20 protein-coding genes and 9 pseudogenes are annotated in these 26,094 nt (G+C 55.1%); 12 read left to right on the forward strand and 17 right to left on the reverse strand.

Annotation, left to right across the window (positions count from 1 at the left end; translation table 11 throughout):
• Positions 1–9 precede the first annotated feature (9 nt).
• A protein-coding gene (locus RHEC894_RS26120) for an IS5 family transposase (RefSeq protein WP_089152750.1) occupies positions 10–770 on the forward strand; the annotation gives its coding sequence in 2 pieces (ribosomal slippage) (positions 10–337 and positions 337–770; 762 coding nt in all).
• Between the two features lie 29 nt (positions 771–799).
• Here RHEC894_RS26120 and RHEC894_RS26125 read toward each other — a convergent pair.
• Positions 800–1,144 (reverse strand): annotated as a pseudogene (locus RHEC894_RS26125) (transposase); the annotation flags it as partial.
• Between the two features lie 88 nt (positions 1,145–1,232).
• On the opposite strand from RHEC894_RS26125, the gene RHEC894_RS26130 reads away from it, so the two are divergent.
• A protein-coding gene (locus RHEC894_RS26130; protein ID WP_206427944.1) for an IS630 family transposase occupies positions 1,233–2,176 on the forward strand; the annotation gives its coding sequence in 2 pieces (ribosomal slippage) (positions 1,233–1,569 and positions 1,569–2,176; 945 coding nt in all).
• A gap of 15 nt (positions 2,177–2,191) precedes the next feature.
• Here RHEC894_RS26130 and RHEC894_RS26135 read toward each other — a convergent pair.
• Positions 2,192–2,787, reverse strand: a pseudogene (locus tag RHEC894_RS26135) (IS630 family transposase); the annotation flags it as partial.
• A gap of 179 nt (positions 2,788–2,966) precedes the next feature.
• Between RHEC894_RS26135 and RHEC894_RS26140 the strand changes: the two are divergent.
• Positions 2,967–3,383, forward strand: a complete 417-nt coding sequence (locus RHEC894_RS26140) for a hypothetical protein (protein ID WP_245339552.1) — start codon at positions 2,967–2,969, stop codon at positions 3,381–3,383.
• Between the two features lie 111 nt (positions 3,384–3,494).
• Here RHEC894_RS26140 and RHEC894_RS32700 read toward each other — a convergent pair.
• Both RHEC894_RS32700 and RHEC894_RS33140 read right to left on the reverse strand, forming a co-directional pair.
• Positions 3,495–3,666, reverse strand: a pseudogene (locus tag RHEC894_RS32700) (IS3 family transposase); the annotation flags it as partial.
• Positions 3,644–3,844 carry a hypothetical protein gene (locus RHEC894_RS33140; protein WP_164517715.1) on the reverse strand — a complete coding sequence of 67 codons (201 nt, stop codon included), beginning with the start codon at positions 3,842–3,844 and terminating at the stop codon, positions 3,644–3,646. The pseudogene RHEC894_RS32700 and the gene RHEC894_RS33140, both read right to left, overlap by 23 nt.
• Positions 3,845–4,049: 205 nt before the next feature.
• Between RHEC894_RS33140 and nodD2 the strand changes: the two genes are divergently transcribed.
• Positions 4,050–5,006, forward strand: a complete 957-nt coding sequence (gene nodD2 / locus RHEC894_RS26150; protein WP_004677768.1) for a transcriptional regulator NodD2 — start codon at positions 4,050–4,052, stop codon at positions 5,004–5,006.
• Here the strand turns inward: nodD2 and RHEC894_RS33145 are convergent.
• The 4 genes from RHEC894_RS33145 to RHEC894_RS26170 form a co-directional block, all read right to left on the reverse strand.
• Positions 4,986–5,333: a hypothetical protein gene (locus tag RHEC894_RS33145; RefSeq protein ID WP_082975954.1), complete on the reverse strand. Its 348-nt coding sequence runs from the start codon at positions 5,331–5,333 to the stop codon at positions 4,986–4,988. The genes nodD2 and RHEC894_RS33145 overlap by 21 nt on opposite strands.
• Positions 5,334–5,414: 81 nt before the next feature.
• The gene (gene nodD3 / locus RHEC894_RS26160) at positions 5,415–6,323 is read right to left on the reverse strand and encodes a transcriptional regulator NodD3 (RefSeq protein WP_085739666.1); all 909 of its coding nucleotides are present in this window, start codon (positions 6,321–6,323) and stop codon (positions 5,415–5,417) included.
• A 151-nt stretch (positions 6,324–6,474) separates the two neighbouring features.
• A complete protein-coding gene (locus RHEC894_RS26165; protein WP_085739667.1) occupies positions 6,475–7,500 on the reverse strand; it encodes an LLM class flavin-dependent oxidoreductase in 1,026 nt (341 codons plus the stop codon).
• A gap of 96 nt (positions 7,501–7,596) precedes the next feature.
• A complete protein-coding gene (locus tag RHEC894_RS26170; protein ID WP_064842800.1) occupies positions 7,597–7,914 on the reverse strand; it encodes a hypothetical protein in 318 nt (105 codons plus the stop codon).
• Between the two features lie 486 nt (positions 7,915–8,400).
• Between RHEC894_RS26170 and RHEC894_RS26175 the strand changes: the two are divergent.
• A pseudogene (locus RHEC894_RS26175) lies at positions 8,401–9,145 on the forward strand (transposase); the annotation flags it as partial.
• 155 nt (positions 9,146–9,300) lie between these two features.
• Here the strand turns inward: RHEC894_RS26175 and RHEC894_RS26180 are convergent.
• Both RHEC894_RS26180 and RHEC894_RS26185 read right to left on the reverse strand, forming a co-directional pair.
• Positions 9,301–9,822 carry a YbaK/EbsC family protein gene (locus RHEC894_RS26180; protein WP_004677747.1) on the reverse strand — a complete coding sequence of 174 codons (522 nt, stop codon included), beginning with the start codon at positions 9,820–9,822 and terminating at the stop codon, positions 9,301–9,303.
• An 85-nt stretch (positions 9,823–9,907) separates the two neighbouring features.
• The gene (locus RHEC894_RS26185; protein WP_004677746.1) at positions 9,908–10,603 is read right to left on the reverse strand and encodes a DUF6875 domain-containing protein; all 696 of its coding nucleotides are present in this window, start codon (positions 10,601–10,603) and stop codon (positions 9,908–9,910) included.
• A 354-nt stretch (positions 10,604–10,957) separates the two neighbouring features.
• Here RHEC894_RS26185 and RHEC894_RS33150 point away from each other — a divergent pair, with 354 nt between their 5' ends.
• Positions 10,958–11,500, forward strand: coding sequence for a hypothetical protein (locus RHEC894_RS33150; RefSeq protein ID WP_037174784.1), 543 nt, complete (start codon positions 10,958–10,960; stop codon positions 11,498–11,500).
• 397 nt (positions 11,501–11,897) lie between these two features.
• Here RHEC894_RS33150 and RHEC894_RS26195 read toward each other — a convergent pair.
• A pseudogene (locus tag RHEC894_RS26195) lies at positions 11,898–12,972 on the reverse strand (IS3 family transposase).
• A gap of 454 nt (positions 12,973–13,426) precedes the next feature.
• Positions 13,427–13,986: pseudogene (locus RHEC894_RS33970) on the reverse strand (Tn3 family transposase); the annotation flags it as partial.
• A 529-nt stretch (positions 13,987–14,515) separates the two neighbouring features.
• Here RHEC894_RS33970 and RHEC894_RS33825 point away from each other — a divergent pair.
• The 4 genes and pseudogenes from RHEC894_RS33825 to RHEC894_RS26215 all read left to right on the forward strand — a co-directional run.
• Positions 14,516–14,641 carry a hypothetical protein gene (locus tag RHEC894_RS33825; protein ID WP_004676277.1) on the forward strand — a complete coding sequence of 42 codons (126 nt, stop codon included), beginning with the start codon at positions 14,516–14,518 and terminating at the stop codon, positions 14,639–14,641.
• A gap of 114 nt (positions 14,642–14,755) precedes the next feature.
• Positions 14,756–15,841 carry an HlyD family efflux transporter periplasmic adaptor subunit gene (locus RHEC894_RS26205; RefSeq protein WP_085739668.1) on the forward strand — a complete coding sequence of 362 codons (1,086 nt, stop codon included), beginning with the start codon at positions 14,756–14,758 and terminating at the stop codon, positions 15,839–15,841.
• Between the two features lie 27 nt (positions 15,842–15,868).
• Positions 15,869–18,016, forward strand: coding sequence for a peptidase domain-containing ABC transporter (locus RHEC894_RS26210; RefSeq protein WP_085739669.1), 2,148 nt, complete (start codon positions 15,869–15,871; stop codon positions 18,014–18,016).
• A 104-nt stretch (positions 18,017–18,120) separates the two neighbouring features.
• Positions 18,121–18,608: pseudogene (locus tag RHEC894_RS26215) on the forward strand (integrase core domain-containing protein); the annotation flags it as partial.
• Between the two features lie 367 nt (positions 18,609–18,975).
• On the opposite strand, the gene RHEC894_RS26220 reads toward RHEC894_RS26215, so the two are convergent.
• The 5 genes and pseudogenes from RHEC894_RS26220 to RHEC894_RS26245 all read right to left on the reverse strand — a co-directional run bounded on the left by RHEC894_RS26220 (position 18,976) and on the right by RHEC894_RS26245 (position 23,891).
• Positions 18,976–19,461, reverse strand: a complete 486-nt coding sequence (locus RHEC894_RS26220) for a NifX-associated nitrogen fixation protein (protein ID WP_004677039.1) — start codon at positions 19,459–19,461, stop codon at positions 18,976–18,978.
• A gap of 277 nt (positions 19,462–19,738) precedes the next feature.
• Positions 19,739–19,884: pseudogene (gene nifH / locus RHEC894_RS32705) on the reverse strand (nitrogenase reductase); the annotation flags it as partial.
• Positions 19,885–20,884: 1,000 nt separating this feature from the next.
• Positions 20,885–20,998, reverse strand: a pseudogene (locus RHEC894_RS33620) (NrdH-redoxin); the annotation flags it as partial.
• 135 nt (positions 20,999–21,133) lie between these two features.
• Positions 21,134–22,255, reverse strand: a complete 1,122-nt coding sequence (nolL, locus tag RHEC894_RS26235) for a nodulation factor fucose acetyltransferase NolL (RefSeq protein WP_206427945.1) — start codon at positions 22,253–22,255, stop codon at positions 21,134–21,136.
• 862 nt (positions 22,256–23,117) lie between these two features.
• Positions 23,118–23,891, reverse strand: a complete 774-nt coding sequence (locus tag RHEC894_RS26245; RefSeq protein ID WP_085739672.1) for an aquaporin — start codon at positions 23,889–23,891, stop codon at positions 23,118–23,120.
• Positions 23,892–24,786: 895 nt separating this feature from the next.
• Between RHEC894_RS26245 and RHEC894_RS26250 the strand changes: the two genes are divergently transcribed.
• Complete coding sequence (locus RHEC894_RS26250) at positions 24,787–25,239, forward strand: phasin (RefSeq protein ID WP_085739673.1); 453 nt, start codon at positions 24,787–24,789, stop codon at positions 25,237–25,239.
• 290 nt (positions 25,240–25,529) lie between these two features.
• Positions 25,530–26,084, forward strand: a complete 555-nt coding sequence (locus tag RHEC894_RS26260; protein WP_004672710.1) for an adenine phosphoribosyltransferase — start codon at positions 25,530–25,532, stop codon at positions 26,082–26,084.
• Positions 26,085–26,094 lie beyond the last annotated feature (10 nt).

The following is a 26,094-nucleotide window of genomic DNA, read 5'->3' on the forward strand; positions in this document are numbered from 1 at the left end:
GAGGCAGTCATGGGTGTTTTAGATCGTCTCATTCTTCGAGATGACCAGTGGGAGCGGATGTCTCGCCATATCATTGGCGACGATCGCACGCGTGGTTCGTCTGGACGTGACAATCGCATGTTTGTGGAAGCGGTCTTGTGGATCGTGCGGACGGGTTCGCCCTGGCGCGATCTGCCGGAGGTGTTCGGTGATTGGAACAGCGTGTTTCGCCGCTTCAGCCGCTGGAGCCAAAAGGGTGTCTGGTGGCGTGTCTTTGAGGCGATGTCGGAGGATACCGACTTCGAATATCTGATCGTCGACAGCACTATTATTCGCGCCCACCAGCACGCCTCCGGCGCAAAAAGGGGGCTGAAGATCAGGCCCTTGGCCGTTCCCGCGGAGGCTTGAGCACCAAAATCCATATGGCCGTGCGTGGCCTTGGATGTCCCGTTCGTTTCATTCTGACCGCCGGTCAGAAAGGCGATGCCCCGCAAGCCGATCTCCTGATCGAAGACCTGCCAGCCGAGGTCGTCATGGCCGATACGGCGTACGACAGCGACCGGCTACGCAAACTCATTGCCGACAAGGGCGCGCAAGCGATCATCCCGAACAATCCCTCGCGTGCCAAGAAGTATCCGCTCGACAAGCAACTCTATGCTCAGCGTTATCTCGTCGAATGCTGCTTCTCGAAGCTCAAGCAGTTTCGACGCATCGCCACACGATATGAGAAAACCGTTCGAAATTACAAAGCCATGATCGCTCTGGCCGCAACAATCCTATGGCTCAGATAAGTGTCCACAGCTCCTAGAGCAAATCCTGTTCAATCTGGGTCATATCCAGCGGCCTTAAAGTAGTTTGCGCATTCTGCCGGAGTGAAGCGAGGCATCCAGGCCCCGACCGCATCCCATAGAGCACCGATCTTTCGCTCGGCTCGGCCTCGCAACATGGCTTTCAGCTTCGAGAATGCGTTCTCGATTGGATTGAAGTCCGGGCTATAGGGCGGAAGGAACATGAGCTTGGCGCCGGCACGTTCGATGGCATCGCGGACACCGGCTATCTTGTGTGCAGGCAGGTTATCCATAATGACCACGTCGCCGATCTCCAGGGTCGGCACCAGCACCTGTTCGACATAAGCAAGGAAGACGTTGCCGTTCATCGCGCCATCCTAGAGCGGGTCCTGCGATCGATGAATCGAATGTGAGGTGACGTAGCGAGCCGCATCTGATTCAACATCCACAGCGAAGAGGTGGATGATGGCACAGGCACTGAGCGATGATCTTCGATTACGGGTAGTGAAGGCGTCTGCGTCGGGTATGTCTGCACGGCAGGCCGCAGCTCGGTTCGGAGTTGGGATTTCAACGGCGATCCGCTGGATCGCAAGAGCGAAAGAGGGTGAACTGACGTCGCGGCCGCAAGGCTGGCGACGACCATCGGCGCTGGATGCACACGAGGCATTTGTCGTCGCACTGATCGAAGACCGTAAGGACGTGACGCTCGATGAAATGGTCGGGCGCTTGTTCGCCGAGCGGCAGGTGAAGATCAGCCGGAGTGCACTTGGCGCCTGGCTACGAGGCCGCGGCTGGACGTTTAAAAAAAGACCGCACATGCACTGGAGCAAGACCGGCCGGATGTCCTGAAGCGCCGGCGCATCTGGTTTGATGGTCAGCTCGATCTCGATCCGAAGAAGCTGATCTTCATCGATGAAACTGGCCTTTCGACGAAGATGGCACGTCTGCGCGGACGTGCACTTCGAGGCGAGCGATGCCGAGCCGGCGTGCCACATGGGCATTGGAAAACAACGACCTTCACCGGAGCGTTGCGCCTTACGGGAATGACCGCACCGTTTGTCTACGACGGCGCGATGAACGGTAACGTCTTTCTGGCCTATATCGAGCAGGTGTTGCTGCCGACCCTTCAGACTGGTGACGTTGTGGTCATGGATAACCTCCCAGCTCACAAGACAGCCGGTGTGCGCGACGCAATCGAGCGCGCTGGCGCTACGCTCATGTTCCTTCCACCCTATAGTCCCGACTTCAACCCCATCGAAAACGCCTTCTCGAAACTGAAAGCCATGTTGCGCGGCAGGGCGGAGAGGAAGATCGACGCCCTATGGGACGCAGTCGGCGCTTTGATACCCCGCTTCACTCCTGCAGAATGCGCCAACTACTTCAGGGCTGCCGGATATGACCCGGATTGAACAGGATCTGCTCTAGACGAATGGTGCGGTCATTCCGCTGAGGCGCAACGCACCGGTGAAAGTCGTTGTTTTCCAATGGCCGTGCGGCACGCCGGCACGGCAACGCTCACCTCGCAATGCACGTCCGCGCAGACGTGACATCTTGGTCGAGAGGCCGGTTTCGTCGATGAAGATCAGTTTCTCCGGATCGAGGTCCAATTGACCATCGAACCAGGCGCGCCGGCGCTTCAGGACGTCCGGTCGGTCCTGCTCCAGTGCGTGTGCGGTCTTTTTTTAAAGGTCCACCCACGGCCTCGGAGCCAGGCGCCAAGTGCGCTGCGGCTGATCTTCACCTGCCGCTCGACGGACAAGCGCTCAACCATCTCATCGAGCGTCACATCCCTACGCTCGTCGATCAACGCGACAACGAATTCCTCGTGTGCATCCACTGCCGAAGGTCGTCTCCAGCCCTGTGGCCGAGCAGTTAACTCACCCTCTTTCGCTCTTGCGATCCAGCGGATCGCTGTCGAAATCCCAACTCCGAAACGAGCCGCAGCCTGCCGAGCCGAAATGCCCGACGCAGACGCTTTCAAAACCCGTATTCGGAGATCATCGCTCAGGGCCTGTCCCATCATCCACCTCTCCGCTGTGGATGTTGAATCAGCTTCGACCGGCCCCGTCACCTCACAATCGATTCATCAATCGCAGGACATGCTCTAGCATCGCCAAGCCATTTGGCGCAAACGACAACGATTTTCTGATCGAGGGGCTGCTTCAGACCGCGGCTAGAATTCGTGCTTTCGAAACGGCTTTGCGCAAGTACGCCGGATGTAACGAGACGCTGACTGCCGACAAGCTGACAGTCGAGCAGAACCACAATGTTAAACGATATTCCGAAGCGGTGCAGGACTTGCGCGTCTGGGATGCCATGGACGCCATAGACGCCTTTTTCGACGTTGCGTCTTTTTCAAGGGCAGATACCTCAGTCAGCGCAGCGGAAGTTTCCGTATTTCTAAGCCTTCTTAATCCTGTGACCCCGATGCTTGCGGCGCGGTATGGTGCTTTCTTTTTCGGAGCCGGATGGCGGCCGGGGCTCGATGGCGGCACTATCCGGCCAAGCACCGGCTTACGCAAACCGGTTGATTTCCCATTGTTTAGCGACCCGATTCCGGAAGCCTTCATAGAGGCTTATGAAAGACGATTTAGGCAAGTCCGGCCGAATTCTTAGCTTTTAATGACGGCAACCGCTTTGACGATCCCGAGGCGAGTAACGCGGGCGCCGACCGGATGACGGCATCTCGATAGCGGAGAACGCAAGGCGGCAGTCGGGCGACCTACTTCGTTCCGAAAGGCCCACGACGGCTTTCTGGCGTGCGACGGCGTCGCGCTTGGCGGCGGGCCTTTCTATTTTTTTTAAGGAGCTCGGGAAGTGGGGCCGTATCCAGGATCTGCTCGGCGAGCAGTCTCTTCAGTGTGGCGTTCTCTTCCTCAAGCGCCTTCAGGCGCGTTGATCTTTTCATCACAAATTACTGGCACGCCACCAATATCTTGAACATGCTTCCAAACAGAAGGAGCCCGCCAGTCGATAGCCAGCGTTGGCAAAGCCTCTCCGGTATCGCGATATGATGAACCTACTTCCGCCCATCCGTTCACTAGCATTTCATGTCGCTCGGTGACGCCGCTCCACATCGCCTATTGCTAAGGTGCCATTCGATATTTAAAGTGGATTATCTGCAACTATAACGTCTATCGTAACTATGCGGCCTACTTAATTGATCACCAAACTAACCTAAGCCTTTTTGACGAACCTTCATTGGATCTATGCTGGAAGGTTCTGTACTGGAAAAATCGATTGTTTGGATATAAAATATCCGTTGTTTGGATGTGACTAAAGATGCGTTTCAAGGGCCTTGATCTAAACCTGCTCGTTGCATTGGATGCGCTCACGACCGAGCGCAACCTAACGGCTGCCGCACGTAGTATCAATCTAAGTCAACCAGCAATGAGTGCCGCCATTGGTAGGCTTCGGGACTATTTCCGCGACGAATTGTTTACAATGAATGGTCGAGAACTTCGGCTGACGCCCCGTGCCGAAGGACTTGCCTCGGCAGTGCGTGAAACTCTCTTGCAGGTACAATGCTCAATCATCTCTTGGGAGCCGTTTAACCCGTCGAAGTCTGACAGATGCTTTAGAATAGTTCTGTCCGATTTCATGATGCTGATATACTTCAATAAAATCATTGAGCGAGTTGCTCGAGAAGCGCCCGCAGTCAGCTTTGAGTTGCTGCCTTTGGATAGTGATCCGTACGAGATGCTTAGCCGCGGTGACGTCGACTTCCTCATCGTGCCTGAATTTTTTCTCTCGGGCGCACACCCGAGCGCAAAACTGTTCACAGAGAAGTTTGTATGTGTAGCCTGTTCGACAAATGTGGACCTACCTTCAGCGCTGACGATCGAGCAATATGTCTCCACGGGACACGTCGCTGCCGCGTTTGGGCGCTTTTTGAAGCCATCGGTCGAGGGCTGGTTCTTGCTCGAGAATGGTATTCAGAGGCGGGTGGAGGTCGTCGTGCAAGGGTTTAGCTTAATACCACCAGTCCTGCGTGGCACGAACCGCATAGCTAACCTACCGCTTCGCTTAGTCGAGCATTACGAAAGTACTTTCCCTTTGCGGATCATCAACCTTCCGTTACCGCTCCCCGTCTTCACAGAAGCTGTTCAATGGCCAGCGCTCCATAATGCCGATCCAGGGAGCATCTGGTTCAGGGAGATATTGGTTGAGGAAGCTTCCCGTATGATGTCCTCCAACGCACCTAAAATACATGGGTTGCTACAACAATCCGGTTCCTGACCAAGGTTCCTGCTTGAGTAAGATCCGCCCGAGCCCGAATAAGTTCAACAGCCACCAAAGAGGCTTTTCAAAGGTATCCATCCGGGGAAGGCCGCTGACCTTGCCCCCAAGTTTTATCCAGTTTTGAGTTCGCTCCGACGGTTTTGGGTTGCTGTATTTGCGGCGGTAGCGGCGGGTTGCGGTGCGGAGCAATTGTGGTCCCCCAGCACCCTTCGATTTGCCGCCGAAGGTGCTAGACAGCACGTCGCGCAATCGTCCGAAGGGCGGCCGATCGGCGACGGACGTAGCGCTCAGCTTCGTCGATAAAATGGCCTGCGGGTCACTCACAGGTGGTGCCGTCTTCAGCTAATCGGCCGCGTCGCGGGTCGTCGCTCCCAATGCAGCCCAGCTTCCTAGGCTTCAGGATGGTCACGGCAATCGCGCTGCCTCCTGAACCATTATATCTCGCATCCAGATATTTGCCGGATCTTTGTCGTGAAGTACCGGCCATTGGACTGCCTCGGTGAATGTCGGCAGCGCTATCGGGGGCGCAGTCATCCGCAATGGTATCGTGTCCTCAAAAAGCCCAACTAGTCGTAACGGAACGGTTGCGATGCGATCGGTGCCCATTAGGGCGGCGGGGATCATGCTAAAGCTTGAAACAACGACTTCGACCCGCCTCTTGAGGCCATGCTCCTGCAAGAAGCAATCTTCTATGGTAGGCTGCTGCGTCCGACCGAACCTAACTACCGCGTGCCCCATTGAAGAATACTCCTCGGCAGTAAGGGCTTCCTCAAGTTGTTTGTTATTACTGCAGCCGACGCAAGTCAGTCGTTCCTGAAATAGATCTATCTTAGGGTGCGCGCTCGACATGAATAGCGGTGGGCTAATAAGGAAGTCTACGTCGCCGCGTCGCAATAGATCGTCTGGATTGTCAGTAAGAGGCAGCAAGTCAAAACTAATGCCGGGTGCTTCCCGCGCAAGACGCTCCAGTATCTTCTGAAAAAGAACAACTGTAACGAAATCGCATAAGCTTACTCGGAAATGACGATCTGATTGATCAGGAGTAAATTTATCCCAGGGTATGATATTGAGCCGAATATGCTGTAAAGCCTCACGAATCGCAGGCGCGAGGTCTTCCGCACGCGGAGTTGGAACGAACTCACGACCACGCATCGTAAATAGTTCATCGCGGAAATAGGAGCGGAGCCGGCGGACGGCTGCACTCATTGCGGGCTGGCTCAGATTAATGCTACGTGCCGCCGCAGTAAGGTTGCGCTCAATCATTAGTGCATCGAGCGCGACAAGGAGATTTAGATCGAGGCCCTTAAATCGCATATCTTTTAACTATCCAATAGTGCAGCCCATTCCACAATGGCTGTTCCTACGGCGATGGCTGAATTCGCCTTGGCGCTCCTCAATCGATTTGAGGGCGCGGCCACAGAGACTTAATCTCTGTGATCGGAAAGCAACCTGAGGCCAGTCCAGATTAAGCCATAACTCCAGAGTGAACGCTCGTTGCAGTGTAATAGGAAGCCTCCAATGGCAAATCACCAAACGCCAGCTGGCAAAGAAGATAATTAGCACCTGCTTCCTCGACATGATCGAGAAGATCTTGCCTAACTGAAGCAGCAGTACCAACTACGCACAACTGACAGTCTACTGCTGCATCAAAATCCGGCGGGAGGTTCTGAGGAGTCTGTATCCCGTTAATCTCGTACAGAAACCTAAAGCTCCGAAGCCACCGTTGATAAGCCGGGGCCGCGAGCGAAATGGCATGCTTCGTCGTGCTGCCGGCCACCACCATTCGGACCAACCCAAGGAACGGCGCCCGTTTCCTGCCCCCGGCGGTACGTCTCTCGTGTGCTCGGTAGGCATCAGTGATCTGGCGAACAGCAGAAGCAGGGCCCCCGCAGGCAAGATTTGTATCGTTCTCAGCCGCCCAGCGCGCAACCTCAGGACGACTGGTTGTAATCCATGTCGGAGGCTGAGGACGTTGGTGTGGCCGCAACATCAACGGGACTTTGTCTAGTTCAAAGTGGTCGCCTTTGTAGGAAAGAGCCTGAGCTCCTTCCTTCATCGCTTGGATGACGATCTCGCTGGCTTCGAGATAGCGCGATGTCGCCACCTCCTCATCAATACCGAAAAAGCTCCATTCGATTGGTAAGGAGCCGCGCCCCATGCCCAACTCGAGCCTGCCACCGCTCAGATGATCCAGCATGCAAATTTCTTCAAACGCACGTAACGGATGATAAAGGTTCAACAGCATAACCAAAGGACCGAGACGAAGATGCTGCGTGCGCTGAGCTACGCTTGCTAGAAATAGATTCGGCGAAGGTCCTCTGCCGTGGGGAGTACAGTGGTGCTCTGCGACGTGATATCCATAAAAGCCAAGGCGATCGCAGACCTCTGCCAACTTCATCCGATCTTCATACTGGCGCGCAATCTCCCTTCCGTCTTCGTCCAAATGGTCGAAGATACCAACCATCAGCTTTGCGGGAAGAGAGTTTTTCATTTAAATGTCTCCAAGTTTGGCGGCGAATTTTCGGTGACCAAGACCGGAGGGTGGCCCCGATGTCTTTCGCCAGGAATCATCGAAAAGCTGCTGGTTCTAAAAAACGATGCTGACGCCGATGAGCTGATCATAATGCTCACGTTGAAATGACATTGAATCATTCGTATTCATGTATGACTTCGCGGTGGGTAACACCCCATCTCGCATACCCACAGCTCCGTTCACTTTTGAGAAGCCAAGGATTGGCAAGATCGGATAGTGGTTGTTCAGCTTTTGTGGCGACCCAAATGTGTTAAAGCTGGTATTCGGTTTAATGCGACGAGGCTCCTGCAGTAGGCGAAGAAAGGACCCAGAGCTATGTCTCGGCGCTTGATTGGCAGACGAGAGCGCCTTCTGCAGTTCCACGTTGGCCATGTTCGTCTCCATTTACCGGCCAGGTCTGTGACCTTGCCCTCGGCTGCTCTCGGTGGAGCAACATCATGGGGTCCCCAATTCATAATCGAGGTGTTTAATAACATCCCATGGCTTCGTAAAATTGATTGTTTGTATGGCATTGATCCACCAGGTGAATAACCAGGAATCTTCACCGTCAAAGGGTTGCTGATCGAACTAGCATACGGTCGACCCAGGCGAGATCACGGCCCCTTCCGAAGGTGGAAGAATCAGGAGCCAGTGCGGTTTTGGCCGCAGCGCAACAGCGCCGATACCAGAAATAGATGTGACGCAGTTGGCTTCCGCGTCTTTCGTGCACGCTGTTGTATGTCCTTAACATTCCCCATCTTAACTTCATAGGATCACAGGTTTTACGATAGGGCAATTGCTCTCAACCCTTCAAACTGGACCAATTTTGGTTAGAGTTTTCCGGTGCATTTTCCTGGCTGGGAAAAGGAACGGAACACGATGAAGGCATCGCAGTTTTCGGACGCTCAGAAGGCGTTCATTTTGAAGCAGGGTGATGAGGGCGTCTCGATCGCGGAGATTTGTCGCAAGGCGGGGATCAGTCAGACGACTTACTTCAACTGGAAGAAAAAGTACGCCGGCATGTTGCCGCCAGAGATGAAGAGGCGCAAGCAGCTTGAGGACGGGAATTCGCGATTGAAGAAGATCGTCGCGGATCTGACGTTGGACCGTGAGATGCTGCAGGACGCCATCCGCCGAAAGCTCTAAGGCCTGAGGGGTAGCGGGAGGTGGTGTCATGTGCCGCGATTGGGCGATCTCGATCCGGCGTGCCTGTGGCGCGTTGAACTTCGATCGGTCGACCGATCACTACATCTCTCGCCGCGCCGAGGCCGGTCTAGACCTGTGAGCGCGGGTGCGCTACGGCTATCGTCGCGTGCATGTGCTTTTGGAACGCGAGGGTTGGGGCACCAACATCAAGCGAACCTATCGCATTTACAGGGACTTGGGACTGCAGCTGCGGAATAAGACTCGGAAGCGCCGTGTTAAGGCGAAACTTCGCGAGGATCGGCAAATGGCTGTCGGACCAAATGACGTGTGGGCGATGGACTTCGTGCACGACCAGCTCGCAACCGGAAAGAAACTGCGGGTCCTGACGGTGGTCGCCACCTTCTCACGCTATGTTCCCGCGCTTGATCCGCCTCACAGCTATCGAGGTGAAGATGTCGTGCAGACGTTGGGACGGGTGTGACGATTTTCGTTATAGTGCGCACTATGAGTCCGATTACGCAACATACGTATTGAACCCTCATTCTCTAATCGAGGCGCCGTTACGTGGAACCGCATTTCCTTTCCCGAAGAAATAACCTACCTCACGGCATCTCTATGAAAGGTGACGAGGCGTTAGGTTTGACTGGCCCGTCCACGCGTCTGTAACGGCTGCCCGATCTTCCAAAGCATGCTTGTGTCGATCTCAAGCTCGACTCCAACCTTGCCCGCACCTGTGACTACGGTAGGATAAGAAAAAAGGGCGGTGTCGATCAGTACAGCGATCTTCTGGAGACCGAATGGTGATACGCTTCCTGACGGGTAGCCGAAGAGATCGAGTACCTGTTCTTTCTGAGCAAGCTCGGCTCGTTTCCATCCATACGTGCCAGCAACCGCTTTCATGTCAATCTTTGAAGGTGATGGCAGCAAAACGGCACAAAGGTGGCGCGCAGGATGAGACCGGCGCATCACATCGTTCGCTTTCTGCTCGGCAATAATCATCGTCTTTGCAACGCGCCCCACGGGAACGCCGATAGCGGAGGCTAAATCGGAAGGAGATGTAATAGGGGTGGCGAACTCACTATAGCGCCACAATCGTACCGTCGAAGCTCCGATCTGGTGCAGTTCAGCAAGTACGTTCGGATGAACGTCCAACATAGTCGTTTCCTTCCGGTTCACCTGGTAGGACGATCGAGGATAGCTGTTTCAGCGACTGCGAGTACAGCCCTCTTGCGAGTAAGTTTCAGGCGGTTCGCTCCAAAAGCTGCCTAATGCGGCGGCGACCCTCGTTCCCAAAAATACTGAAGTAAGCCTCCAGGCACTTATCGCTATCGAGCATGAAAGGAGCATCATATTTGGTGATATGCCGAATAGCCAAGGCTGGAACCGTTGTGTCGAGCGGTCGAAACATCCTGTTGTGCAAACCGGGCTCCGGGCAACCTGGATAAAATTCACCGATCATGAAACCTTCCTGAATGAAGTCGGGCTTCAGCCGTTTTTGCAGTTGACCAATCCTGATGATCTCTCCTTCATCCTGTATTCCAGGAAGGGCAATGATAATGGCCTTATAGATCCAGTCGCCCGTTCGATCGTTGAAGGACTTTACGGGTTTCATCTGGCTGAAGACGGCGAGCATACGCGCCAAATCGTTTTCGATTTCGTCAACTGCAACAGCTTGCGACGCGGCAACCCGTAAAAGCCCCTTCGTCAGAGCCTCGGGAACGAAAGGGCAAACGCTCCCGTCCCGACCTAAATGAGGATGTGGATTGGAGAGGAATTCTGAGGCATACCGAGCAAATTTCTGAAGAGCTGCGTTTGCATACTCATCATAGGCGTTGTATCCCGCATCAATATTCTTTTCCAGAATTTCGCCCACTGTCATCAATGGACCAATCGTCCCGAAAGGTTGGCTGTAATCTTTCCAAATCTCTTTATTCATTTCGGATCCCTGGTTCGAAAAGCCACGTGCAAAACGGAAGGTCGGGCTCTTGCATGCCAGCTCGGGCGGCGGGCGAGCTGGTCGGGGGCCAATCAAGAGACCGACCTTCCATCGGAAGCGAAGCTCCCGAATTTTTGGTAGCACTCGTAGTTACACTTGTGTAACTGTTTTTTTAAATGGATGTGAAAACAAGAGCGGGGGCTCGTGCACGATGAAGGTTAGTCTCACGACCGCCCGCAAATTCTTATATTCGTCGTAGTTATGAAGACATACATATGATAAATGTCGCCGCGATGGGATCCGGTAACAGGCTTTGGGTGAAAACAGAACGACCCATTGCGCAGAGGCGTGGCCGTGGCGAAGACAACACGAAGAGAAATATATACGCCAGAACAGATCGACGTCGGCGTAAAGCATAAGCTTGAGAAAATTGACTCGTTTTTGTCAGATCTCTTTAGCGAAAATTCCGAAGAAAAACTATTCCTGAGGAATATTCTTGGATTGATGCTTAAAGTATATCATATGGACGCCAATAACAAACCCATGACGAAGATGCAGGCGTGTCGCTATCTGCCTTTCAAAAACCAGACTGTTTGCCAAAAGTATGTCGAGGCAGCGCATTTGCGTGGGTTCATCGACATCACTCGGGATAAAACGGACAAACGGCGTCTGATTGTTGTTCCAAAGGAGCCGTTGGTTGTCTATGTCAATGAATATATAGCTGACTTCCTTGATGACTGCCGTAGAGCGATTGACAGTGCCGCTCAAGTAGCTACGCTTCCTGAGGAAGGGATGGCAACGGCAAGTTCTTCATCTATTGATAAATCGCCAGCGTCTTCTGGGGCACCTGTGGGTTCCTCTCAAAAGAGAGTCGATCGAAAAGCCAGGAAATTTTAGCGAGTTTTATTGTGGGAAAGCAAAAGTAAGAAGCCGGTCTCGCGCGCGTTTATCCTTTCATCAATCAAATGTTTCATCCGTAAACAAGCTTCATCGAGGTAACCCGCTTCGCTTAACCGGCCTGACGGCCGGTGCAGGCGCTGCTAGGGGGAGCGGCTGTATCGTCGTTTCGGCCAAGAAACTGCGCGGGAAGTTCGGCGGCATCCTCAGCCTTATCACCTTGGCATTTACGCTATCTTTTTAGGCGAGGCGGAAACCGCTGACGCGGTCCTCCATCTCTTGGTCGAGACAGTGTGACCTGCCACTGAATTTTCATCCGGCGTCTGACCTGCCACTGAGAATTTCTGAACCGCTCCCAAACGTTGGACCACCGGATGCTAGAGTTTTCCGGCTTCATTCAGGGAGGCGGGCTGGTTGCGCACCCTGAATTCACCAACGAGATCGGCACCTTGTTGCCGATCGCACCATGAGGTCTTTCCTCATTGTAGTATCTACGCCAATCCTCCATCTTTTCGCGGGCATCCGCAAGGGTCAGGAACCAATGCTGGTTTAGGCATTCTGCACGGAAGCGGCCATTGAACGCTTCGATGAAGGCATTATCAGTCGGCTTGCCGGGGCGTGAGAAGTCCAACGTCACACCCTTGGAATAGGCCCGCAGGTCCAAGTCGCGCGACACGAACTCGGTCCCTTGGTCGACACGGATCGTTTTCGGATAGCCGGCTTTTTGGCACACCCGTTCAAGGGTTTGCACAACGTCTTCGCCTCTATAGCTATGACGTGGATCAAGCACCGGCACGTAGCGCGAGAAGGTGTCGACCACCGTCAGCACGCGCAGTTTCTTACCCGTTGCGAGTTGGTCGTGAACGAAGTCCATCGCCCAGACGTCGTTGGGTCCGACGGCCATGTGCCGATCCTCGCGAAGCTTGGCTTTTACCCCCCGCTTCGGTGTCTTGTTCCGCAACTGTAGCCCCAAGTCCCTGTAAATGCGGTAGGTTCGCTTGATGTTGGTGCCCCAACCCACGCGTTCCAACAGCACATGCACGCGGCGATAGCCGTACCGCACACGGATCTCGCAGATCTCGCGAATACGACGTTCCAGACCGGCCTGATCAGCACGGCGAGAGGTATAGTGGTGAGTTGATCGATCGAAGTTCAACGCTCCACAAGCACGTCGGATCGAGATCGCCCAATCGCAGCACATGCCTTTCACCATCTCCCGCTTCCGAGCAGGCCTTAGAGCTTTCGGCGGATGACATCCTGCAACATCTCGCGGTCCAGCGTCAGATCCGCGACGATCTTCTTCAGGCGCGAATTCTCGTCCTCGAGCTGTTTCAGCCTCTTCATCTCCGGTGGCAGCATGCCCGCGTATTTTTTCTTCCAGTTGAAATAAGTCGCCTGGCTGATCCCCGCCTTCCTGCAGATTTCAGCAACCGACACGCCTTCTGAGCGTCCGAAAACTGCGATGCTTTCATCGTCTTCTGGTCCCTTTCCCAGCCAGGAAAATGCACCGGAAAACTCTAACCAAAACTGGTCCAGTTTGAAGGGTTCAGATCAAAGTGCACAAGATGGTGGCGAATGGGAACGTAGGGCCGTCGCCTCGATCGCCAAGAAATTGAAAAGGAGCCAGCGAGGAGCGCCTTTTGGCTCGCATCGCCGGGTCCGCGATCAAGGCCCTCGACGGAGCGGTGCCGAAATTGCCGAACAGGCGATACTTTCGGCTCTGGTCCGCAAATACAAGACTGGCGGTTCCTAAGCAGCGAGCCCAGGCGGTGCCACGTTCCTCCTACGGCATTTCATTATCCACGCATGTTGCCGAGGCTGCTGAGCCTGCTCGAATTCCGGAACAATGCAGCACATCGGGTCCGCCATCGCGGCGCTGGAATGGCTCAAGCGTCTGATCGACGAGGACGACAGACGGATCGACCCGTATCGATCCGAGACCTGGCTGTAGGCCTGAAGGCCTAGCATCCTGCCGTATTTCACGTTTACCAGGGCGTCGCCTTGCGCTGTGGCGGCAAATAATAGGCCGTCGCTCGAAGCCGGAGTGCCCATGGATCGGTAACCCCGCCTGCGCCTCGACCACCCTGGCTAGCGCCCGGTCGTAGGCTTCGCTCTCGACATGCCACTGTCGAACACGGATTAACACCCACAAGGTGTGGGTGTCTGTGGCATCGGCCATCATGCGCAGGCCAAAGCTAGTCTCTTCTGCGAGGATGACGTTCATCGCAGGGCGCTCCTGTACGCAGATGACTGAATGCTTCGCAGAAGCCAGTCGCAGCATCCACGTCTGGACGTCGCCTTCGCAATCGAGCCGCCCGGAATCGTAACAGCCCGAGCTAGCGCGGCCAAGCTCGCGTAACCGGATGTCGAGGTGAGCTTGAGATTTGCCAGCTATCCTCCTGTCGCAACGGCCCCGCGAGACGATCGCTGTCGGCCACAGCCTGGGCCGGAACAAGTGCAGGTCTGAGATCGCCATAGCGTCGGGACCCACCCAAGCATTGCCCAATAGGTGTCTCGTGTTTCTTTTCGCATCCGGTGGATCTTTTACTTGACACATCCGGCCATAGCATCTGCTAATAGGGACAAGGCCCGGCACCAAGCGGCGCATCCGCGCCCACTATCGTGCGGAGGGCCACTAACAATTCACCAGGTTTCAGAGTGCATCAGCAGCAACAAAAATCGACGGCAAGCTCGATGGGGGCTACGCGGATGGGGGCGCGCTTACTGAGTGCCGAGTCTCAACTGTACCGTCGCCACCGAACTTTGGAGCTGTCGATCCTGTTCAGGACGTTCATCCAGAACCCTACTCGGTTTGTCGTGCTTGCGACAGCGTGATGTGCGGTTTGGCACGTCTCGGCGCTCTAGGGCAGCCATTGAATAACATACAGAACAGTTTTCTGATGCTTTTCGCTCCTTCTGCATTGGCACGAATCTTGAACCTTTTTGTTGCGCGCCGCTAGGAGCTCCCAACGGGGGCCTTGCATCTTCTCAATCCAGCTCTGAACGGAGACACCAATGATGAACAACATGGCAGCCTATCGTGTAACCGAATTAACCCCTCAAGAAGCAGCTGAAACCTCCGGAGGTTGGTATTTTTGGGTTTACTTGTTTTTGCGACGTTACGGACACTTGTTTGGTTGATAAGCGAGCTGGCTCTCGATGGCTCCTAGTGACTACAGACTAGCAGTTCCCCTTTCTGCTGAAACGGCCAGCTGCACCGCAGAAAGCATACTGGCGCGACGATCAGGACGATCCTTGAGCATTTATAGGGCGATCTTGCTCTTCGTCGCCGCGGCATTTGGCTCACTGCCACTCGTTACCATACCGGTCTCCATGCAGAGTGTCGGTACTATTCGCCCGATCGTGGAGAAGACGCCCCTGATAGCGCCCGTCTCCGGACGCATCTCCCGTGTCCTTGCCTTTGAGAACGATGTCGTTGCTAAGGGGAAGGAAATAATCGCCTTTGACGATCATGTAATCGAGGAAAAGCTCAGCGGGGTTTTAGCCGACATTCATGCCAAGAGCGATCTTGCCCATGACTTCCAAACGCTGATTTCTTCCGGCGCAAGGCTCAGCGTCTCGCCCCCCCTCCAAACCGAATCCGCGATGGCTGAAAGGGTGCATTTTCTCAACTTACTGCGCGAGAACCAAAATGCGCGCAGTAACGCCGCGGCGGAACTCGACCGCGCAAAGCGACTTGTCTCGGCTGCTGCGGCGCCGGCGAAGACCGTTGACGAGAAGGCTTTCGCTCTCCAAAATATCGAGGTCCAAGGCGAGATCCTCGTGCGACGCAAAACCGCTGATTGGAACCAGAAGCTTCTTGATGCTAACCTGAGCTTAAAGGAACTCACGGCCACCTTGCATCAGCTCGAGCACGAACGGGACCTGCACCGCATCCGCGCCCCAGTATCGGGTGCTCTCGAGCAGTTCTCCGGCCTCGCGCACGGAAGCTACGTGCAGAGCGGGCAAACCGTTGGTTGGATCTCGCCGAACGACGATCTGGTGGCGGAAATCTACGTCTCCCCCAACGACATTGGCTTTGTGCAGCCTGGTCAGCCGGTGCGGCTCCAAGTGGATGCCTTTAACTACAACCAATGGGGTGTCATCAAAGCAAGGGTGGTCGAGGTGGCGCAGGACTTCACTCTGCATGACGGGAACCCGGTCTTCAAGGTCCAGTGCGCGCTCTCTCGCAGCGAACTCGCGCTGAAAAGCGGGGCCATCGGCCACCTGAAGAAAGGCATGACCGTGCGGGCTCGCTTTCTGTTGGCCAATCGCACTCTCCTGCAACTGCTCTACGACGAGGCAGACGATTGGCTCAACCCGATGCTGGCGGGGCGCTAATATTGTCCCAACAGCCAGCGAGCCTCCATGTCTATTAAGGCCATTAAGTTCAAACAGCGTGACATCACGGATTGCGGCGCCGCCAGCCTCGCATCTGTCGCAGCCTTCTATGGCTACAAGTTGCCATTGGCGCGCATCCGCCAGTATGCGTCGACCGACCGCTCCGGTACGAGTGTGCTGGGGCTCACGGAAGCGGCGCAGAAGCTGGGCTTCATCGCGAAAGGCGTCAAAGGTGGCTTCGACAGCCTGTACAAGATCCCCAAGCCCGCTATCGCGCACGTCGTCAAGGAGGACCTGCACCATTTCGTAGTGGTCCATGCGATCGACGCCAAGTGGGTCATCGTCATGGACCCGGCCTTGGGCGAAATCTGCAAAGTGCCGCATCAGGAATTCATGGAGCAATGGACCGGCGTTCTGGTTTTGCTGGTTCCGGCAGACACATTCAATCGTCGAGACGAGACCACGTCGCCCCTCGCCCGATTCGCCCGCCTACTCGCGCCACACCGCACGGTGATGGCGCAGGCTCTCGTCGGCGCTCTTGTGACGACCGTCCTCAGTCTCTCGACGGCGATCTACGTTCAGAAGATCGTTGATCACGTGATCCCAGCGGGAAACCGCAACCTGCTCAACTTGATGAGCATCGCAATGCTGCTGATCCTAGCGATACAGATCCTGATCAACCTCCTAAGAGGCCGACTCGTCCTGCAGACGGGGCAGAAGATCGACGTATGCTTGATCCTCGGCTATTACAATCACATCCTGGCCCTGCCCCAGAAGTTCTTCGATAGCATGCGCATGGGAGAAATCGTGTCGCGCATGAACGACGCTGTGAAAATCAGGAGCTTCCTGAACGACGTTTCGATAAACATGTTTGTTGACATTTTAATGATACTGTTCTCGTTCGGAATGATGTTCATCTATTCCTGGAATATTGCTTTGATCGTGGCGCTCGCCATTCCAATGTACATCCTGGTATATTGGGCCATCAATCGGATGAATCGAAATCTCCAACGAGTCATCATGGAAAATGACGCCAAACTCGAGGCGCAACTGGTAGAATCACTCGGAGCTGTCTCCACCATTAAGACTTCCGGCGTCGAGAGCTTCGCAAACTTCAAAATGGAGACCCGCTTCGTAAAGATGCTGCATTCCGTCTACAGCTCCGGGCTGATCTCAATCTGCGGCGACAACGCCTCGACGTTGCTGTCGGTCCTGTTCACCATCGTGCTGATGTGGTTTGGAACCACGCTTGCGCTCGAACAGGCCGTCACGCCCGGCGAATTGCTGTCCTGCTATACGTTGCTTGGCTATATCACCCGGCCGGTCGCCCGCCTGATCCAGACCAACCGGATCGTTCAAGACGCGTTTATCGCGGCGGATAGACTTTTCGAGATCTTTGAACTGGAGTCGGCAAGCAGCAGCGGCATCGATGCTACGAAGACCGATCTCGGAGATATTCGCCTGGAGAACGTCACATTCCGCTATGGCGCGCAGGCGGAGGTTTTCAGCGATCTAAGCGTCTCCTTTCGCCAAGGAGAGTTGACGGCCGTCGTGGGTGAGAGCGGCTCGGGCAAAAGCACCCTTGCGGCTCTGCTGCAGAATGTCTACCAGCTTGAGGATGGATGCATTCGGATCGGCCAATATGCCCTCCAGGATTTCTCGAGCGCATCACTGCACAAGGTCATGGCTGCAGTACCGCAATCGATAGACGTCTTCTCCGGTTCCGTGATCGAGAACATCGCCCTGGGCGAGTTCGAACCGGAGTTCGATAAGATCGTACGCATCTGTGATCGAATAGGACTGCGGGAGTGCATCGAGCGCTGGCCCGGGCGGTTCCAGGCCTATCTGGGCGAGAACGGGGTTCGCCTCTCCGGAGGTGAGAAGCAGCGCCTCGCATTGGCTCGAGCCCTGTACCGGGATCCCGACGTTCTAATCCTTGACGAAGCGACCTCCTCTCTGGACTCGGCAGCCGAAGAATTTGTGCTGCGGGTTGTTGAGGATCTGTCTCGCGCTGGGAAGACCATCATAGTCATCACTCATCGGTTGAGCACCGTTCGTGGGGCGGACAATATTGTGGTCCTGGACAAGGGGCGGGTCATTGAGGAGGGAAAGCACGCTGACCTAGTGAGAACTGATGGCCCTTACGCTCGATTATGGCGGGCGCCAAGGTCGTGATCCGTGTAGGCCCTGTCGGCTCGAGGATTGAAAACGGTTGTGAACGTCATGGTTAAGCAGCATGGCAACATTGTCGGCTGTGAACTTGAAGCGGCGGTGATCGGAACGTCTGGGCGATGGACTCGTTCACGACCAACTCGCAACGGGTAAGAAACTGCGCGTGCTGACGGTGGTCGACACCTTCTCGCGCTACGTGCCGGTGCTTGATCCACGTCATAGCTATAGAGGCGAAGACGTTGTGCAAACCCTTGAACGGGTGTGCCAAAAAGCCGGCTATCCGAAAACGATCCGTGTCGACCAAGGGATGGAATTCGTGTCGCGCGACTTGGACCTGTGGGCCTATTCCAAGGGCGTGACGTTGGACTTCTCACGCCCCGGCAAGCCAACTGATAATGCCTTCATCGAAGCGTTCAATGGCCGCTTCCGTGCAGAATGCCTGAACCAGCATTGGTTCCTGACCCTTGCGGATGCCCGCGAAAAGATGGAGGATTGGCGTAGATACTACAATGAGGAAAGACCTCATGGTGCGATCGGCAACAAGGTGCCGATCTCGTTGGTGAATTCAGGGTGCGCAACCAGCCCGCCTCCCTGAATAAAGCCGGAAAACTCTAGCATCCGGTGGTCCAACGTTTGGGAGCGGTTCAAAACCGCCGAGGCTCTAATCGCCGCCGGATGAAAGTTCAGTGGCAGGTCATTTGAAGGCCAACCACCTACCATCCTGCCGAACACTGGCAGACCAGAAAACAAGGGGCGCAGCCAATACACGTCGCTTGATCAGTGCTTGTGAGATACGCCGGAGCCAAAGACGAGGAGCCGTAGTGAGTAGTGAACGCACTGTCATGCAGGTTCCTCCATGTCGCCCCCCCCGCGCCAAGAACGCTAGGGCACAACCCGGGATTGCTTGATTGCTGGGCAGATTAGCGAAGAATTCCGCCCTATATGAGCCGTTTCAACCGCACTTAAACGCGCGCTACATCTGAATAGGTCTTAATTGTTGTTAAGCCATTATCAACCAGGCCAGTTCCCGCCTCGGCGAGCTTTTGGAGGTTGTCGAAGCCAAATCGATGTACGTCGCGGAGCGTCTTCGAGAGTACTACGAGCCGCCCCGCCGTGAGTAATATCCGACCGAATCCCTCATGGTTCACAGTCAACACCGGTGACGCCATCAGTCCGGACTGCTCCTCTATAGCAAGTGCTACGGCGGCATAGAAGATCTCAAGCCGCCACTGCACCTCCAGGTCAGGTCCCCCGATGAGAGGAATCGCCCTACGCTGTTGCCTCGTCACGATGAAATCACAGAGCAAATCGGTGTCCGATTTCTCTTGCCACAATTCAAAGGTGTCTTGAGCACGCATCAGACGCAAGAGGCACTTAATGAAAGGCGTGGCGAGAGCATCTTTCTCATCTAATCGAGCATTGTTGGGGACAGGGGTGACGTTTGACATCAGTTAAAATCCTCCTGAGTGCTGGATGCGGTTTGACTAAGGGCCACACCCGCTTCCGGTAACACCATCCCTTAAAATGGTGCGGCAGATGGGACCTGTGGCGACGCAACTTGGCCCGGACGAATGACATGGCCCCTCGAAACGGGGCGGCCGCAACAACAACGGCAAGCGGCGGGCAACGCTGGCGGGCTTGACGAAAAGCGCTTCACAAGCGAGATTTCCGTCTCGATAGTCCAGTGGCGGTAGGTTTCGCCGCGAACTCCACCCTCAACCTATTCGCCGCCAGGTGTAAAACCGTGTCTCGGGCTTTCGAATTGAGGATTAGGCGGGGGGTGGAATCAGCTTTTCGAGGTCGACAAGGGCAGTGAGAGTATCTTGAGAGGCCGTGTACTTGCCGATACCCCCTTTTCCGTGCGAACTGATGCAGACCTGCCATGTATTTTCCCTTTCAAGGTTCAAATCGACTTCGACCGGACGCCACACGTTCCACCAGGCGATTGCCCGCCGCGTAGTTCTGGGAGTTCAAGACTCATGCCAGTCTCCTCCGCTGAGGTCCGGAACACGGCATCTGTATTGTTTCCAGCTTCTTAGCTAGCCCATGAAGAATTGATCGAGGACAACGTTGTCGTGAACCGGACAAGACGCGGTGGGGATCGAAGAAATGGCATCCCGGTGCAGCGGCGGAAGCCTATTCTCCGGCCACGTCAGCAACAAATGACACCCGCCGAAGCCGCTCCGCTCTCAATTCGCGGATTGGGCGCAATGTCCGGCCGCTTGCCGAGGTGCAGCCGGTCGATCTTCTTTGCTTGGCGATCACAGCGCCTCCCAGTGATGGACTCCGAGACCCGCATGCATCACTGGCTGGAGCTCCCTTCCTCGACAGTTAGCGCCGTCATTTGGGGGGAATGCCGCAGGCAAATGGAATGCGGCATCGGCCCCCGCGACGCCGGCGACAGCTCAACAACGCTCTGAATTTCCACAGTGAACGGCTGTTAGAGGTAGCCGGCAAAGGGGAAGCTCACGAAGATCACATGGCCCTTCAGGGCCGGGTCCTGGTCCGATGCCCACCGGATCGACCGGCCGCAAGGTCTTAGGACCGTTTCAACAACCAGCCCCTGGGCGCCTCGGCGGCGTGTATCTTAAGTTGCCGGCGTGCGTCGGCCGCGTTCACTCTCTATCCGCACCAGAACACGGCACCCGGGGGATCATGCTGCCGGCACGACCTAGCTGGCCGGTACCGTCGGCGCCGGCAAGAGGATGACTGTGGCAGCGGCCGTCATGGAGCAGTGCTGCCTCGGTGTGACCGCTGAGGCGATGCTCGCTGTTTCCGGTCATATTGCTTGGCACAGGCCGGAAAAGCGTTTCTGGTACCTTAGCGAACGCTCGCGACTTTAGCAGGGACAACGGGACCTGGCGGCAGCGGACCCCGAACAAGTGCGACCGAATCTTTGGCAACCTCAAAGATGGTGGAGTCGATACCCTGGCGGTCAAGCGCCCGCGTCGTCGCGGAGCATTGGGCGCGGAGGGGTTTGCGGATTCTCGATACGTGATTGGCACATCAGTCGGATCTCAGCCGATCTTCGTGCAAAAGGATCCTTTAAAAATGGGCCCCTTAACGCGTGCCTTGGCATGATTGCTTGCTGACGAAGTTTAGGTTGAGAATTGAACACCGCTAGTTATTCGCAGGATTGCTCGGCAAACGAACGAGGCGGGGTGGCGTTCCAAGCATGAGCTGGGACAGATAGGGGATGTCGCGCACGCTCCAGCGAACTGCTAGTGCTACGGCAATGATCATCGTCCCGAGAACTCCCGCCGCGCCAGACCTCATTGTGGGAGCCCATTGCTCTCCGTATTGTATCAAATCCATGAGACGGAATACCGTAGCCTGCACCAGGTACAACACGAGCGTGCTCTGCCCCACTTCCACGGCGATAAAGCGAACCACCCGGTTCGAGCGTCCAATTTTCCAGGATTGAAACAGAATCTCGATCATCACTGCAGAGGCCACTGTCGAGCCAAAAAACATCAGAAGGATATCTTTTGCCGACTGCAGATCCTGGATTAAGGCGAGATTGTTGTAGACATAGGTGTCCTCGCGCCACGCCATGAAGCACAAGCTAGCCGCGATAGAGGCGGACATCATCAGGCGTGGCTTATGATACCGCATTACGCTCGTCCACCAATCTCTCGACTGCGCAAATGAAAATCCCATGCAGAAAAAGGGATAGGTGTACTTTATGAGAGGGAATATAGAAAACGTCACGGGGGCAACTGCGACCAGTATGGATGAGACAAGCAAAGAGCGTGCCGACCCGGAGTTGAAGATCGAAATAAGTTTCACCAAAAGAAAAGAAGCAAACGCAGCCCAGATGAACCAGTATGTGCCGACGAGATCGTGCATGAATTGCAAAAGGTTGCCAGGTGCGTCCGGCGGCCGGGGAAACATGAGCAATTTGACTGCCTCCAAAAGGGTGCACCAGAACAGCGTCGGCACCAGGAGCTGCAGCGCGCGATCACCGATGGCTTGCCTGAACGACTTACCTAGTAGCCCTGATCTAGAGAGATATCCGCTTATCGCCATAAAGAGAGGCATGTGAAACATGTAGATCGATTTGAAGCATGCCGAATCCCAGAAGCCATCACCCTCGTAAAAGATATATTGTATCAGGTGACCGAAAACCACCAAGACAATGAGTATTCCTTTGGCGAAGTCTAAAGCTAGATCGCGATCGTCGGCCTCTGGCGCCTCAGGCACTGTCTTTCCACCTACAATTCTTGCTCGGATTCTCACCATCTCACGATGCCTACGGGAGCCTTTGAAAGCGGCATTTCCCAATCTCTCGTTCATCATGCAGGCTAATCCAGCTTCCGATCAGCGCTCCGACTTCGGCATGCTGAACGACGGCCAACGGTCATACAATTTGCCTGGGTTCCAAGTTCACAGGGCGACCGTGGCGACTTAGGCCCAGTAGCCGTTTTCGGCGTGTCCATTGGCTGTTTTTCGCCGCAACGTACGCCCCGCCTAAACTCGCTGCCGCGCAACTGCTTGGGCTGCCACGTCGTCGAAATCTTCTAACGGACATTTGCGCGTATGCAAGTAGCGCTGCTTGACTCTGCACTCGGCTATTGTGCGATTGCATATGATTCTCCATACCAAACTTACGCGACACCGTATCAAAAGAACATATTGCCGATTCAATGGCTCCTAGCCGCTGTGGGTATCGTCTATCACCTACCGGCGCTTGGGTGTGGATCGGCACCCCAGCGCAACCCCCAGACGCTGGAGATTTGCTCCATTAGATCCGCCGCCCAACGTGTCCTATATGGCAGCCTCACCATTGTAAAATTCATGCTCCTAATGACACGCATCTGCGGTATGGATGAGTATCGCGGACCCTTGACAACCTTGAGCGGAAGGTCGGTGAGTATCGCGATACACGAGGCTTTGGCCGCGATCGCCGCCGTTTTGGATCGCCGCCAATGATCGCTGGACGTTGGGCTGCCATTGTCGATCCGTATGCGACGTTTGTCGATACGTCAGAGACGACCGTGGTCCCAATCCGTTGGAAGATCGCAGTAAGCGTCAAGATATGCGGGATGCAACGGCCAATGTCTGAGGATGCGCTCCCCTGCTAAGGTCGAGACCCCCTCCTCGATCAGTGGCTTTCCCTTTTTGGGATACCTCTCCTTCGGTGGCGAAAGAATGAAACCGGGCTGGATATGTCGCTGGTCATATCGCGCGATTCAAATTGGCGCAGACTTTGCGGCTCGCTTGACGCGAGGATCCCCCTGAGCTGAAGAAGTCCGGCCGCAATAGCGCCGAGCATTGGCGCACATATATAAAGCCAGAGTTGAGAGAGTGCCGCCCCTCCTGCGAAAAGTGCTGGGCCGATCGATCGTGCTGGATTCACAGAAGAACCCGAAACGGTAATACCGCCAAGGTGGATCGCAACTAAGGCAAGTCCAATCGCCAATCGTGCAACAGCGCCGCGTCCAGCCGTGCATTTGAGGAATACAGTTACGAACAGGAACGTGGCGATAAACTCGAATAGGAACGCAGCTCTCCATCCGTAGACTACCCAGCCGGTTTGGGCGAAACCTTCTAGGGTGATATCGTAACCGCCGACCTTGTTCATAGCGATAAGGTAGAGCGTGCCTGCCGCCGCGATAGCTCCTGCACATTGGGCGGAGACATACGCGAGAAAGTCCCACACTCTCAATCGGCGCGACACGAGGAAACCCAGGCTGACCGCCGGATTGATATGCGCGCCCGAGACTGGGCCAATCGTGTAGGCCATTGCAACCACGGTCGTCCCGAAGGCTAAAGCGACACCCAACAGGCCCACCTCTTGACGCATATAAAGCAATGTGCCGCAGCCGAGGAAGACAAGTGTGAAGGTCCCGAAGAATTCGCAAACATACTTTTTCATTTTTCACTCCATTGATTAGACCCCACGTACTTTTCGGTGTCATCCTCGTGCCGCCAAGCGTTCCGCATGCACCGAACCAATCATCGTGTCAGGTCCCGAAAACCTCCGTAGTTGACTTCAATTGCGTCCTTGTCCGACGAGATCGGCATCAGAGCCTATGGTCAACCAGCGTCACCGATCACCAGCAAACGTCGTACCAAATGAAATATGTTGCGCATCACAGCGATCGCTCTGGTGACGTTCGGTCTTTATGTTCGAAAATGCCGTGAACAGGATAGGCAGGCGAACCGTACCGAGACGTATGGACCCGAGCTGGGCTACGAACAAATCGCCAAGCAGCCCATCCTCAAATTATCGAAACAACGACCCTCTTCATGGCTCCAAGCGGAAGGTGGTGCAAAGCAGGAACCAGGACAAGGGTTGATAAGACCGCCAGGGACGTTCACGAGAAGTCGAGTAACGCCCCTTAGCGACGAACAGGCACATGATCCTTGGCGCGATTTGAAGTCCACGTGAATTCCCTTGTCCCCAGCGCAACCGTCGACATTTCTCGCAAATGTCGGGCATCCGCCACTTTTGTCAGGTTTGTCGTGATTGGAACGTTTTTTTCGCCGGTCTCTCCGTCAAATACACATCAACCTGCCCTCAACCCGCCCATTGATAAAAGAAAATCATCTTCTTGGCGCTCGGAGCAGTTGGCATGGTGTTTGCTGATCCCTGGTTACAAGCGGCAGAAAGCAGTCTGCATTATGCCGGTTCATGAAACGAACGGAACGGAGGCCACCTGACCGTTCGTCATCGGATCCGCGTTCTACCAAGCGGCCATGCATAGTCCGCCGGCGGAAGGGGTCAATCCCGATGTCACAGCTTGCAACTCAAAGAGAAGGAAAATGCAATGACCAAGATTTCCGAAAGATCATTTGAAACGATCGAAAACCCGGCGTCATCGCCGCTCAAGGTGCCAGATCAGTTCGGCGCATCTGTTGAAAAGGGGAAGAAGGTGACAGAGGCTTTTTTGAAATTTGCGTCCGGCGCTGAAGCGACACAGAAAATGCTGCCTCCGATCCTCGAAACGACAAGTCTGTTCGGCAACGAATTGTGGGGGAAGACGATTGCTGCACTGCAGGCCGACGCCGAAGCCAGCTTCTCACATTTGCAAGCTTTGCTGGGCGCGAATTCGCCGTCGCAGATCCTCGAACTGCAGTCGACCTTCCTTAGCAAGCGGGTTGAGACAAGTTTGCAGCACGCCAAGGAAGTCCGGGTGCTCTCAAGCAGGGCGGTGGAGGAAATCTCAAAGCCGGTCAAGGATGCTTTTGACAAGGTGCTGACGGACCTCAAGGCGACGTAAAGTTGACTCGGCACTAAGATCAGGGCTGGACGAATCATGATCGGAGCTTCTTTCGAGGAGACAACATTATGCGGCCGACTGATGTTTCATCTGTTCGCGGCGCTGGCGAATTCCGGCGTGATCTGGTCAGAGAGCGGACCCGTGCCGGCCCAGAGGAACGTGGTAGGCGCGGCGGCCGCCGCCGCTGATAAGCTTGCCAGGGCCCATGGCATCTGGTGGCTGGCCACAAAGTGCGCGAGGCCATCGCACCTTACGAGGCTCTTAGATGGTTACATGTGGGGGATAGTAAAATGATTGTAGCTGTTCCAAATAGCGGGGCGTCACGGATTAACCAATCCGGTGTAGAAGCATTACGAGAATTTCCTAACTTTCCGATAGGCGGGATCTTGTTCAAGGATATAGCGCCTATGCTGGCTGGTAGAGGTGCATTGGGCGAAGTCGTTTCTACCGTCGCAAGCCAAGTGTCGGGAACAGAAATCGATGCCATTTTGGCGGTTGATGCGCGTGGTTTCATCTTGGGCGCCTCATTGGCTGATAGGCTTGGTTGCGGTTTCATCATGGTAAGGAAACCCGGTAAACTGCCGGGGGACGTCCTCTCATTTGAATACAGCTGTGAATACTGCTCCGGAACCCTGGAGGTAACTGCCGGCCTCATCGGTGACGGCCTGCGATGCCTGATTGCTGATGACCTTCTAGCGACGGGTGGCACTGCTCGGGCGACTGGGAATTTTGTCAAGTCCCAAGGCGGAGAGATCGCCGGATACGCATTCATACTCGAAATCGAAGTTTTGAAAGGCAGGCGTCAATTGGACGACGCACCAGTGATCAGTGCGATGACGTGCTAGCGCAGCAGCA

Source organism: Rhizobium sp. CIAT894, from assembly GCF_000172795.2.
GTDB lineage: Bacteria > Pseudomonadota > Alphaproteobacteria > Rhizobiales > Rhizobiaceae > Rhizobium.

Bases quoted from the DNA above. Each gene is read 5' to 3' on its own strand.
- RHEC894_RS26185 (WP_004677746.1), bottom strand. From the start codon at position 10,603: ATGAATAAAGAGATTTGGAAAGATTACAGCCAACCTTTCGGGACGATT.
- RHEC894_RS26220 (WP_004677039.1), bottom strand. From the start codon at position 19,461: ATGTCAAACGTCACCCCTGTCCCCAACAATGCTCGATTAGATGAGAAA.
- RHEC894_RS26250 (WP_085739673.1), top strand. From the start codon at position 24,787: ATGACCAAGATTTCCGAAAGATCATTTGAAACGATCGAAAACCCGGCG.
- RHEC894_RS26180 (WP_004677747.1), bottom strand. From the start codon at position 9,822: ATGTTGGACGTTCATCCGAACGTACTTGCTGAACTGCACCAGATCGGA.
- nolL (WP_206427945.1), bottom strand. From the start codon at position 22,255: ATGGTGAGAATCCGAGCAAGAATTGTAGGTGGAAAGACAGTGCCTGAG.
- nodD2 (WP_004677768.1), top strand. From the start codon at position 4,050: ATGCGTTTCAAGGGCCTTGATCTAAACCTGCTCGTTGCATTGGATGCG.
- RHEC894_RS26210 (WP_085739669.1), top strand. From the start codon at position 15,869: ATGTCTATTAAGGCCATTAAGTTCAAACAGCGTGACATCACGGATTGC.
- nodD3 (WP_085739666.1), bottom strand. From the start codon at position 6,323: ATGCGATTTAAGGGCCTCGATCTAAATCTCCTTGTCGCGCTCGATGCA.
- RHEC894_RS33825 (WP_004676277.1), top strand. From the start codon at position 14,516: ATGATGAACAACATGGCAGCCTATCGTGTAACCGAATTAACCCCTCAA.
- RHEC894_RS26260 (WP_004672710.1), top strand. From the start codon at position 25,530: ATGATTGTAGCTGTTCCAAATAGCGGGGCGTCACGGATTAACCAATCC.
- RHEC894_RS26170 (WP_064842800.1), bottom strand. From the start codon at position 7,914: ATGGCCAACGTGGAACTGCAGAAGGCGCTCTCGTCTGCCAATCAAGCG.
- RHEC894_RS33140 (WP_164517715.1), bottom strand. From the start codon at position 3,844: ATGTGGAGCGGCGTCACCGAGCGACATGAAATGCTAGTGAACGGATGG.
- RHEC894_RS26245 (WP_085739672.1), bottom strand. From the start codon at position 23,891: ATGAAAAAGTATGTTTGCGAATTCTTCGGGACCTTCACACTTGTCTTC.
- RHEC894_RS26165 (WP_085739667.1), bottom strand. From the start codon at position 7,500: ATGAAAAACTCTCTTCCCGCAAAGCTGATGGTTGGTATCTTCGACCAT.